At 39.8% G+C, this 12,538-nt stretch carries 8 protein-coding genes; 1 reads left to right on the top strand and 7 read right to left on the bottom strand.

Features of this window, described 5'->3' with window-relative positions; all coding sequences use genetic code 11:
• Positions 1-15: 15 nt before the first annotated feature.
• The 5 genes from AAAT26_RS08990 to recQ form a co-directional block, all read right to left on the bottom strand.
• Positions 16-1,500, bottom strand: coding sequence for an aldehyde dehydrogenase family protein (locus tag AAAT26_RS08990; RefSeq protein WP_004696787.1), 1,485 nt, complete (start codon positions 1,498-1,500; stop codon positions 16-18).
• Positions 1,501-1,761: 261 nt separating this feature from the next.
• A complete protein-coding gene (locus AAAT26_RS08985) occupies positions 1,762-4,074 on the bottom strand; it encodes a Tex family protein (protein ID WP_316058604.1) in 2,313 nt (770 codons plus the stop codon).
• On the bottom strand, positions 4,071-4,565 hold the full coding sequence (locus AAAT26_RS08980) for a dihydrofolate reductase (RefSeq protein ID WP_008715045.1): 495 nt from the start codon (positions 4,563-4,565) through the stop codon (positions 4,071-4,073). The genes AAAT26_RS08985 and AAAT26_RS08980 overlap by 4 nt, the downstream gene beginning before the upstream one ends.
• 131 nt (positions 4,566-4,696) lie before the next feature.
• On the bottom strand, positions 4,697-5,488 hold the full coding sequence (locus AAAT26_RS08975) for a thymidylate synthase (protein WP_012864704.1): 792 nt from the start codon (positions 5,486-5,488) through the stop codon (positions 4,697-4,699).
• 125 nt (positions 5,489-5,613) lie between these two features.
• The gene (recQ, locus tag AAAT26_RS08970) at positions 5,614-7,482 is read right to left on the bottom strand and encodes a DNA helicase RecQ (RefSeq protein ID WP_278470433.1); all 1,869 of its coding nucleotides are present in this window, start codon (positions 7,480-7,482) and stop codon (positions 5,614-5,616) included.
• 317 nt (positions 7,483-7,799) lie between these two features.
• On the opposite strand from recQ, the gene putP reads away from it, so the two are divergent.
• Positions 7,800-9,287 (top strand): sodium/proline symporter PutP, encoded by a 1,488-nt coding sequence (putP, locus tag AAAT26_RS08965; protein WP_024061612.1) that lies wholly within the window; start codon positions 7,800-7,802, stop codon positions 9,285-9,287.
• A 46-nt stretch (positions 9,288-9,333) separates the two neighbouring features.
• On the opposite strand, the gene AAAT26_RS08960 is transcribed toward putP, so the two are convergent.
• Together AAAT26_RS08960 and AAAT26_RS08955 are read right to left on the bottom strand one after the other, a co-directional pair.
• Complete coding sequence (locus tag AAAT26_RS08960; protein WP_012864707.1) at positions 9,334-10,362, bottom strand: helix-turn-helix transcriptional regulator; 1,029 nt, start codon at positions 10,360-10,362, stop codon at positions 9,334-9,336.
• Positions 10,363-10,722: 360 nt separating this feature from the next.
• Positions 10,723-12,339: a methyltransferase regulatory domain-containing protein gene (locus tag AAAT26_RS08955; RefSeq protein ID WP_024061614.1), complete on the bottom strand. Its 1,617-nt coding sequence runs from the start codon at positions 12,337-12,339 to the stop codon at positions 10,723-10,725.
• Positions 12,340-12,538: the final 199 nt, after the last annotated feature.

Below are 12,538 nucleotides of genomic sequence, written 5' to 3'. Positions count from 1 at the left end.
GAAGTTTATATGTTATTAATCTAAATCGTAGAAACCAGATGGTTTATCGCTCAAGTTTACGATGATGTTTTTCATTTGAGTGTAGTGCTCAAGGATAACTTTATGAGTTTCACGACCGATACCGGATTGTTTATAGCCGCCAAATGGAGCGCCTGCAGGGATTGAGTTGTATGTATTTACCCACATACGCCCTGTTTCGATACCGCGAGCTACGCGGATAGCACGGTTGATGTTTTGAGTAAATACGCCACCGCCAAGGCCGTATAAGCTGTCATTTGCTTGTTCAATAACTTCTTCTTCGCTGTGGAATTTGATGACAACAGCTACAGGGCCGAAGATTTCTTCGCGAGCTACACGCATATCATTTGTAGCATCTACAATAAGTGTAGGTCTTACAAAGCAACCTTTACCAAGTTCGCCATCAGTAACACGTACACCACCGGCTACAATGCGAGCTCCTTCTTCTTTTGCAAGGTCTACATAACTCAATACTTTATTAACTTGGTCTTCGTAAATCAAGGAGCCAAGTTGAGTAGATGAATCCCAAGGCAAACCAACTTTCACCTTATCGAATAGTGCAGCAAGTTCAGCTACGAATTTATCGTAAATTGTATCTTGTACGAAGATACGGGAACCAGCGCAGCATACTTGACCTTGGTTAAAAAGAATACCGAGCATTGCCCCGTCAAGAGCTTGTTTCCAGTTCGCATCTTCAAAGAAGATATTCGCAGATTTACCACCTAATTCCAATGTGGCAGGAATCAAGCGTTCAGATGCTGCTTTATATACATCTAGACCTACCTCTGTAGAGCCTGTGAAAGCAAGTTTGCTAAAACCAGGATGATCAAGGATATATTGACCGGATTTAGAACCTTTACCAGTTACGATGTTTACAACACCTGGTGGCAAGATTTCTTTCAAAATATCGCCAAGTTCTAATAAGCTAAGAGATGTGTGGCTAGAAGGTTTGATAACAACTGTACAGCCTGCTGCAAGAGCTGGAGCCAATTTCCAAGCGGCCATTAGGAATGGGAAGTTCCAAGGCACAACTTGACCTACAACGCCAATCGGTTCACGAACGATGAGACTCAATGTATTTTCGTCAAATACTTGTGCAGAGCCTTCTTCGGAACGAAGCACGCCTGCAAAGTAACGGAAATGGTCCGCCCCAAGTGGAATATCCACGTTCAATGTTTCACGGATTGGCTTACCATTGTCGTATGTTTCAACTTGTGCCAAATGTTCTTTGTGAGTATCGATAGCATCCGCAATTTTCAATAAATAATCAGCACGTTCTACTTGAGAAACGTTTTTCCACGTTTTGAAAGCTTCTGTTGCAGCCTCTACAGCTTTATCAACATCGCCATATGTAGCCTCTGCACAGATAGCGAGTTGTTCGCCATTAGCAGGGTTATATACTTTAAATTCAGCACCGTCAGATGCCTTTACCCATTCATTATTAATTAAAAGTCCATATCTTTCTTTAAGGTTCAAGCTCATTGCATTACCTCCTCTTTAGGAATATGATTTAGGAATTTCCCCTCTATGGTTTCATCATACTCCCTATATCTAATTTTTTCAATTAGATATATCATTTTCGATATATCTGTTCTGCATTAATATACATAGTTTTTAGCTATATAGAAAAACCACACCCTCTAAAACCATAGAGGGTGCGGTTTTTGGTATAATGACTTTTAGTCAAGAATGCCTATCATTTAAAATCTATTAATGTAGATTAACTAGTCTTCTAAGAAATTATCAGTTTCGACGATCCCCATTATTAAGAGAACCATTATGGCGATTATCATTTTGACGTCCGCCATTATTACGGTTGTTGTTTCGGTTATCATTATTTCTACGTTGGCCATTATTATTTCTATTATGGTTATTATCGTTATTCTTTGGTTTTTCTGGTTGTAATGCTTTTACAGACAGACCGATGCGATTGCGCTTTACGTCAACAGAAATGATTTGAGCTTCGATAATATCACCTACAGCAAGCACATCAGATGGATGTTGACGGCTATTGCAAAGCTCGCTGCGATGTAATAGACCATTCGTTTTAAGCCCAAAGTCTACAAAAGCTCCGAAATCAACTACGTTATGAACAGTACCTTTTACAACGGTACCGACCTTGATATCTTCAAGGCTCACTACGTGTTTTCTGGTCAATGGAGCCGGTAAATCTTCCCGAGGGTCGCGACCTGGTTTAGCAAGAGCCGCCAAGATATCCCGAACAGTCGGCACGCCCGCATCAAGCTTGGCAGCCATTTTATCGGCATCCACAAGAGGTAATTTTACTTGCAATGCTTCTAATTGAGATTTATCTTGTAAGTCTTTTAAGGTAAAGCCTAATTCACCAATGATGCGCTCTGCCAATTCATAAGACTCTGGATGAACGGATGTATTATCCAGTGGATTTTTACCGTGTTGTAAGCGCAAGAAACCAGCACATTGTGTAAAGGCTGCAGGGCCTAAACGAGGTACTTTTAGCAATTCCTTACGGCTTTTAAACACACCATTCTCTTGACGGTATGCAACAATATTTTTAGCCACCGCACTAGAAATGCCTGCAACATGTTGCAAGATAGCTGGAGATGCAGTATTTAGCTCTACCCCAACGTGGTTTACTACAGTTTCAACTACTTGGTCTAAGGTATGTGTCAATTGTTTTTGATTTACATCATGTTGATATTGACCTACGCCGATAGATTTAGGATCGATTTTAACAGATTCAGCCAATGGATCTTGTACACGGCGTGCAATCGATACAGCACCGCGAATGGTAACGTCTAAATCTGGTAACTCATCGATAGCCAATTTAGATGCTGAGTACACAGATGCGCCCGCTTCATTAGTAATGATATAGTGGCAATCTAATTTTTCCTCTTCAATCATAGTAGATGCAAATTGCTCTGTTTCGTAAGATGCAGTACCATTACCAATGGACAAGAGCGTCACCTTAAATCTACGAATCTTATCAGCCAATACCTTTTGAGCTTCCTTGCGAAGCTTTTCACTATTTGTTAAGTAGTAAGCACCGTAATCGAGCACATTGCCTTGTTGATCAATGATAGCCATCTTACAGCCGGTGCGGTAACCAGGGTCGAGACCCATGATGACGTGCCCTGCTAGTGGCGGTTGTAACAATAGATTTTTAAGATTCACACCGAATACCTTGATAGCTTGCTCGTCCGCATTTTCCGTCAATTCATTGCGGATTTCACGCTCTAAAGCTGGGAAAATAAGGCGTTTGTACGCATCGGCTACGGCGGCTGCTTTATAGTCTGCAAAGATCGACTTCGGATTTTTCTCTAACTTTTGAACCATATAAGCGACATAGGTGTCACCTGGTACAGTTAGAGCTAGTTTTAAAGCACCTAATTTTTCACCGCGATTTACCGCCAAAATACGGTGCGACGGCATTTGACGAACTGGCTCAGCATATTCAGCGTATTGCAAGAATTGTTGTTGTTCTTCCTCTTCACCGCTCAATTCAGCTTGAATAAAGCCTTCATTCCACATCTTCTTACGCAAGTACGCCCGGAAGTCTGCACTATCGCTGACGATTTCCGCTACGATATCAGAAGCACCTTGTATGGCATCCTCTGGTGTAGGAACCTCTTCTGTTATGTATTCTTTTGCGATCTCTAGCGGATCACCAGAGATAACTGTATCGTTAAGGATCATTTCCGCTAACGGCTCCAAGCCACGTTCACGGGCAATCATGGCGCGCGTACGTTTCTTAGGACGGTACGGTAAATATAAATCCTCTAACTCTTGAAGCTTTGTTGCTGCCTCTAAGGATTTCATCAACTCGTCTGTCATCTTTTCTTGCTCTGTAATAGAAGCAATGATTTCTTGGCGACGTGTTTCTAAATTGCGCAAGTATTTAATGCGTTCTTCAATGGTGCGCAATTGCTCATCTTGCAATTCGCCCGTTACCTCTTTACGATACCGCGCAATAAACGGCACCGTATTGCCTTCGTCCAGCAATTCTACTGCAGCTTGCACCTGCTTTGGCTTAACATTTAATTCACTGCCGATAAGGGCAAACATTCTTTCACTCATTTAGCTGCCTTTCTGCGATAGGTTACAAAACGATGAGGATATTGATTCTTTTCATCCACAATGCCGTCTACAACGGATTCGATAGTGAAAGCATCCTCTGAGAATTCAGGGAAAAATGCATCCCCATCAAATTCGTGGTCCACTTCAGTGATATACATAGTATCTACATAAGGTAGAAAAGCTTCGTATACTTGAGCGCCACCAATAACGTAGGCCGCATCAAGAGCACGTGCTGCTTCAGCAGCCGCCTCAGGGTTATGGAAAATCTTAACACCTTCTGGTGCATCAAAGCCTTTATCACGAGTAATTACCCAATGCTCACGATTTGGCAACAAGAACGGTAAGCTTTCAAAGGTCTTACGGCCCATGATAATAACATGTCCTGTTGTTTTTTCCTTAAAGAATTTCAAATCATTTGGCAAATGCCAAATCAAAGTATTATCTTTACCGATTACACGATTATGTGCTACGGCTACGATTAATGCTAACATACTGCCCTCTTTCAGTTAATACTATATGGCAACAGTCATAAATTATACTATTTAGCAATGGCTATAAACATAATACTATATAGCAATAGCCATACATATTATGCTATTTAACAATTGTCATGAATACAATGCTATACAGCAACAGTCATGGATAATTTACCTAAATGTTCATATCCATCTAAGGTAATGTCCTCTGGTGTGAAGTCATAGAAGTCTTTTACCTCAGGATTCACGATAATTTTTGGAGCAGGCAACGCTTGATTGCGACGTGCTAATTGCTCACGCAATGCATCTACGTGATTTTCATAGATATGGGCATTGTTGATAACATGTGTAAATTTACCTGGTTTTAAACCTGTTACTTGAGCAATCATACATTGTAATGCCGCATATTGAGCCGTGTTAAACGGAACGCCAAGCCCCATGTCGCCACTGCGTTGGATGAGCATGCAGTTCAAGTAACCATCCCCTACATCCCATAAGGTTTCATACGCACATGGTTGCAACGCCATATCATCTAAATCTTCAATATTCCAAAGGGTTACAATCATTCGGCGGCTATCAGGATCTTCTTTAATCGTTTTGATAAGCTTATCTAGTTGTTTGTACTTCGCAATTTGGTAGCCGTATGCTTTACCAATAGTACCATCTTCACGCATCCATTCATCCCATACGTGCACATTCATTTCTTGCAATTTGCGCACGTCATTGGACTGCATTTGCCAAATCCACAATAATTCTTTCACAGCTGTTTTAAAAGCTACAAATTTAGTGGTTAAAATTGGAAATTCCTCTTGCAAGTCAAATTGCATGATTTGTTGAGGCAATTTGTACGTTGCAATGCCTGTGCGATTTTGACCATAAATGCCATGATCTAAAATATTTTCAATAATACCGAGGTATTGTGTATCTGCTAAGCTCATTTATCCCCCTAGATCTATATATAATAAGCAAAAAATACTAACGTATATCTTGCTAGTCTTACTAAAATATATAGTACTATCATACTAAAAAATATACAGTACTACCATATATACAGTAAAATTTATTATCCCTTATATTCTGCAATGGCCTGTAAAAAGGTAAGTCCATATTTTTTTAATTTTGCTTCCCCTACGCCTTTAACATTGCCAAACTCACCTAATGTTGTAGGTCGTAAATTTGCCAAATCTATGAGTACTGTGTCAGGAAAGATAAGATACGGTCTAAGACCCGCTTTTTCTGCCAAGTATTTGCGATGTTGACGTAAATGTTCAAATAAGCCGCCCGATGTAGAGCTGGACTTTCCTCGCACCACTGAGGCAGCAGACTTACTAGTGCGAGAAGGCACAGACACATGTTGTCTAATTTCCTCTACCTCTTTACGACCTGCTAATACTTCCTCTGCACCAGCCGTTAAGGATAATATAGGGTATTTTCCAGTCGAACTGCGCAAGTAGCCAGATGCTACAAACTGTTGGATAAGTCCTTTAATAGATTTTTCATCTACATTGCTCAGTAAGCCAAAGACAGGCAATGCATCATGTCCAGCACGCATAATACGATCCGTTCGCTCCCCGCGGACGATAGAGGTTATCATTGATGCCCCATATCGCTCATCGGTGCCCATGATGGCACGAAAAATAGCTTTTGCTTCCTTCGTAACATTGACCTTATCAGCAGAACCCTTACAAGAGCTACAATTATCACAAGTAGTCCAAACGGTGCTTTCACCAAAGTAATTAAGCATATATTTACGCAAGCAATTACTACAGAAACAGTAATCAATCATGGACTGCAATTTGCGTAACTCCACATCTTGTCGTTCCGGCGTTTCGATAGATTGTTCAATTAAATACTTATGAACCTGTACATCCTGCCCACTATAAAGCAAGATACATTCAGCAGGTGCCCCATCACGGCCAGCTCGTCCTGCCTCCTGATAATAGGACTCCATATTACGCGGCATTTGATAATGTAGCACATAGCGTACATTGCTTTTATCAATGCCCATACCAAAGGCATTCGTCGCCACCATAACCTGTAATTTATCGTCTGCATAGGCATTCTGCATTTCATGGCGCACCTCGTCGTTGAGTCCTCCGTGGTAATGGCCAGCTTTGATGCCCGCACGGGTTAAATTTTCATAAACCCGATCTACATCCTTGCGCGTTGCACAATAGATAATACCATTTTCATTGGCGTGCTCTCGCACATAATGGACAACGTAATCCATCCGCTTCGGTGTGCGGATAACAGAGAACGATAAATTAGGCCGATCAAAACCCGTCACGTATACATTAGCCGTATCTAGACCTAATAATTTTTTTATATCATTTTCTACATATTTCGTCGCCGTCGCCGTAAAAGCCCCCACGATAGGTCTCTTTGGTAATGAATTGAGCCACTCTCCGATAAGTCGATAAGACGGTCTAAAATCATGGCCCCACTCAGAGATACAGTGAGCCTCATCCACGATAACTTGAGCAATCGGTAACGCTCGCAGTACATTACAGAAAAAATTAGAGCTCAACCGCTCTGGCGCAATATATAAGAGTTTAATTTTGCCACTGCGTACTTCGTACATGGTTTTATTAAACTCTGCTTGGGTAAGCGTACTATTGATAAGTGACGCTGGTATATTCTGTACTAAAAGACCATCCACTTGGTCTTTCATAAGAGAAATAAGCGGAGAAAACACAATAGTCAAACCCGGCTTACAAAGCGCAGGAATCTGGAAACAGATAGACTTCCCTGCCCCTGTCGGCATGATTCCAATTACATCTTCATTCCGCAACAAGGATGCAATAGGAGCCTCTTGAGCCGGTCTAAAGGAGGTATACCCAAAGTAGGTCTCTAACATACGCAACGCTTGTTGTTTCGTCACAACTTGATACGGTTTAGGTACTTCATGCTTAGTGCCTACTTGTTGTTCCATAAGGTCCTCCTTTCACGTTCCAGAAATGTAAATATTAATCTCGATGACTACTGACCAATATTTCGTATACCCAATACGAAATATCGTTTTTACATTCTTTTATTTTATCATATTTCGTTCGGTATGGGACTCATTAGTATATGATTTCATAAGCAACAATCTAATGCGTATCTCTAAAGTATATGGGCTAAATTGGTATAGGAATCTTATTAATATCACCAATTTTTTTACCCTCTAAAGTACTAATATGTGGTACAATAAAAATTATTTACTATACTATAGAATATAACTAGAACCTAAGGAGGTCTTATATAGGCATGACACAAGACAACTTAATGATTATTATCGCCTTTGCCTTATACCTAGGACTCATGATGTATATCGGGGTCTACTACTATCGCAAATCAAACAGCATTGGTGATTACATCCTCGGTGGCCGACAACTAGGACCATGGATCACAGCACTCAGTGCAGAGGCATCAGATATGAGTGGTTGGATGCTCATGGGTGTGCCTGGTCTAGCGTATACTACGGGGATTTCTGGTGTATGGATTGCCGTAGGCCTCACATTAGGTACATGGGCGAACTGGAAATTCGTTTCTAGACGCTTACGTAACCATACTGAGGTAGCCAGTGATAGCTTAACATTACCGGATTATTTGAAGAATCGTTTTCATGATCAATCCCATTCGGTAGCTGTCATTTCCGCCTTATTTATCTTGATTTTCTTCTTGATTTATACATCATCAGGATTCGTGGCAGGGGGCAAATTGTTCAATACCATCTTTGGTCTTGATTACACCGTATCCCTCTTTATCACCGCTGGCATCGTCGTATTTTATACCTTCCTTGGCGGATTCCTTGCCGTATCTTGGACAGACTGTATTCAAGGCGCATTAATGTTCTTTGCCATCTTGGCAGTACCAATTACAGCAGCCATGTACATGGGTGGCCCTATTGAAACATTCCAACTCATCCAACATGAGTTTCCACAAGGACTTAGCTTGTTTGGTAATCCATCTGATTGGTTTACTTGGGCTATCGGCCTAATTTCTTCTCTTGGTTGGGGTCTTGGCTACTTCGGTCAACCTCACATCCTAGTGCGCTTTATGGCTATCTCTGATGCGAAAGAGCTTAAGAAATCTACGAATATCGCCATGGTATGGGTTATCTTATCCCTTATGGCAGCTATTGCAGTAGGTCTCATCGGTCATGTTTACATGCTGCCAGATAAATTAGTAGGCACTGATGCGGAAACAATATTCCTCATCATGACTGAACGGCTCTTTACTCCATTTGTAGCAGGCCTTATCTGGTCCGCTGTATTGGCCGCTATTATGAGTACCGCATCTGCTCAATTATTAGTAACAGCCTCTGCTATTTCTAATGACTTCTATGCTAATATCATCCATCCAAAAGCAAGCGATAAAGAGCTTGTATTAGTAAGCCGTATCGTAGTACTTCTAGTGGCATTGATTGCCATCTATATGGCTATGGATCCAGACAGCTATATCTTGACGATGGTAGCCTATGCATGGGCAGGCTTCGGTGCAGCCTTCGGTCCAGCAATCTTGTTCTCCTTGTTCTGGAAGCGCATGACGCGTCACGGCTGTATCGCTGGTATTGTTGTAGGTGGTTTAACAGTACTCATTTGGAAACAATTTGGATTCTTTGGCCTATATGAAATTGTGCCAGGCTTCATCTTCTCTTCTATCGCAATCTATATTGTAAGCCTCATGGGTAAATTGCCTCCACGTCCGGTTCTAAAAGACTATAGAGAAGCAGAAAAAATGCACGTTCTATAAGAAAACATAAAAAAGCTAGTTGATTCACCGATCAACTAGCTTTTATTTATGAGTATTGGTGTAAACCTTCCTCAATTGCGGCTTTTACCTCTGTCACTAAAGAAGCTGGAGTAAGCACTTTTACACTTTGCATATATTGGAGCGCCCAATATTTAAAGGCGTCATGATTAACACGTACACGACATACAACATTATCAGCTGTTATATTTGTAAACTCTACATTGCCATCGAACCAATCTAAAATTTGATTTACGATGGAACGTCTAGCTTTAAACGTAACAGTAATAGATTCACCACCGAACATATAAATATGTTCCTTTACGTATTGTGACACATTAAAGGTGCGTTGTTGTTGATATCCCTTTATCTCCCGCAAAGGTTTTCTACGTTCATTTAGCACCGTAATATGTGCAATTCGATCAACGCGTAATGTAGACATGTCATCATAATTTTCGTGATTTCCTACCAGGTAATAATGTCCTCGATTCATTACTAGTTGGAATGGATTAAATACATACTTCCGTTCCTTATGATCTGGGCCAAGATTAATATGTAATCGCTTATCCACATCTGGTTGGCAATAGGCCAATGAAATTTTTCTACCCTTTTGTATTGCTTCTTCTATGAGATCAATATTAAGAAATAAATCTTGGCTTCTATGAAGGTACCCCGTATTACTTTCAATATCAATACCATGAGGCTTAAAATAGGAGCTACCCAATTTTGCAACACGCCCGATTAAATCTTTACGTTGAGATGCAGTAATATGGCGAGATGCCAATATACCATCAATCAATAATCGCAATTCAGAATCTTCAAAGGTATGAATCATATAGAAATCAGTACGTCGAATTGTGCCATCTGCTCCCACAGCAGACTCTTCACATTGAATACTAAAATCTCCAGATTCATATAAATCATTTAAATGACGGCCTAAGGTTTTCCGATCGACGGATACCTCGTACCGTTCGGCTAATATACTGCGAATCTCCTCTTGAGATAACGTATGATTAGCATCTGTTTCGTCTTTCAGGATTTCTAGTATATATACTAGAACTGCCTTCTTAGATGCCATAAAAGACTCCTTTTACAAATAATACAATTAATACAACTTTATCAACTAATACAATTTATAGAATCATCCACAACACATCGGATGATATTTACAAAATACCCATACACATTATACCATATTTTCATGAACGGCTCATTTTTTCCTCATTAAAATTATCGATTTACTATACTTTTTCAGCAATATAAAATAACTAAAAGTAATAAATATAAAATAAAAGTAAATTTAATTATATAAAACAAAACCCGTTAACACTTAGTACATAAATATGTTATAAGTGTAACGGGTTTATATTTTAGCTATAAAATCAGCAGAATATAATACAGACTCATAGCAACAGGATCAAATAAAGGGAGCTATCACTTAGGAAATACTACCTGTTTTCTTACTTCTAACAAAGCCCAAATGTTCCATACGCGTTGTTAATTCATTATAAAAAGCTTCAGCCATGGCATTTTGATGCTTTGTAGTTTGAGACTGATCTGCACTAAAGAGAGCCTCTTTAATCTTTTTAATTACCGTAGATTTCGCTTTTGGTTTGTTCAATAACTCCATAAATAATAAATCCTCTTCAGAAATATCACCAATAGCATCATTGAACATATCTGCTCCATACATATATTCACTACCACCATGAACAATAGCCTTTACAAAGTTTGTAAAACGGGCAGGTATATAAGATAAGCCCTCCATATACTCTTCTTTTACAGGGAATGTTTTATAGAAGCGAATACCACCACGTACCATATGCTCTACTACAGCTTTATACAAGCTACATACAGCAGGTTCTAATTCATCATTAGATGCATGAGCCGCCTCATGAGCCGCTTTCAAAATAGCGAAGGCCTCGATCATATTGAACGTACCACCATCTTTGATAAGCGCTTGGAACGTATCTCTTACGAGCTCATTTTCAAACATTTCCAGTGCTTCCTCATCAAAGAGAATTTGGAAAACAAAGCTATTTACAGTTGTACGTACAGGAATTGTATTCACTTCAGCCGGATTCGCAATAGCATAGTTGATATCTTTTGCAGCGCTAGCTTTACAAATAATAGACTTGCGGAATGTTGTATCTAGTATAAAATCTAAATATTGTTCTTGATCCGCTTGGCTATTAGGAGCCAGTTGTTCAAGTTTAGCTGCTATACTTTCATCGTAGGTACGAACCATAGATAGTGTAAGGTCTGCATCGCATACATACGCAAGATCATGCGCTTTCAAATGATCATTGAATTGATAGAAATAGCATGGATCATTATGAGGCTCTAGATGATCATGACCTACATAATAGTCATCCTTTTGCATGACAGAGCGCAATGCACCAAGAAATTTACTATTTCGTTCTTTAAGATTATCATAGTTAAGAATCTGAGCACCCACAAGACTGCCTACGGTCTTCCCGCGCAATACCTTTTCCTTATGAGTCAAATTATCTTGATCACGATTAGCAAATAGCATAAGCTGACGAACCTCTTCCATAGTATGCCAGCCTGGATACGTATTGTACGACACATAGGCAATGCCATTATCAGCCAAATGACTAGAAATAATATTGAGCAATTTATCCTTCATTTCATCACTAATCCAAGAGTAGAATCCATGGGCAATAATGTAATCGAAGGTCCCCATCGATTCCTCAAAATTCAAGATGTTTCCTTGTATCAAGGATACATTATCTAGTTTGGCATCACTGATGATTTGATTGCCCTTCTCTACTTGGTCTTGTGAAAGCTCAATCCCTACAAAGGTCGCCTCTGAATTAAATACGGCTTGAGAAATAATATTACCGCCATAAGTAGCACCTAGTTCAAGAACGCGAGCTGTCTTCGCAGGTGGAGTATTTAGCCCTACAAGAGCACCATACGCTTCTAAATAGGCCGGCGTCGTAAAAGGAAATGGATAGGATTTATAGCCTAACTCTTTATATATCGTTTGTTGCATGTCTTCCGTTGTCATTTGTGTATTATCCTTAGCCATATGTACCTCTATATTTAATATTAGAATTATCCAAAATATGTATTGCTAAAATTATGCATGACTCCTTATCATTATACCAAATTCCTAGTATATTACCTATGTTTTAAGCAGTTAATACGTAAGTAATACAATAGCAACTAGCACTATAACTGATTTATGGAAGATACTTAATATGATATTTAGAAAACCAAATTTACAT

The organism is Veillonella parvula (assembly GCF_040094895.1).
GTDB lineage: Bacteria > Bacillota > Negativicutes > Veillonellales > Veillonellaceae > Veillonella > Veillonella parvula_L.
This window is presented reverse-complemented; position numbering and strand designations above follow the sequence as displayed.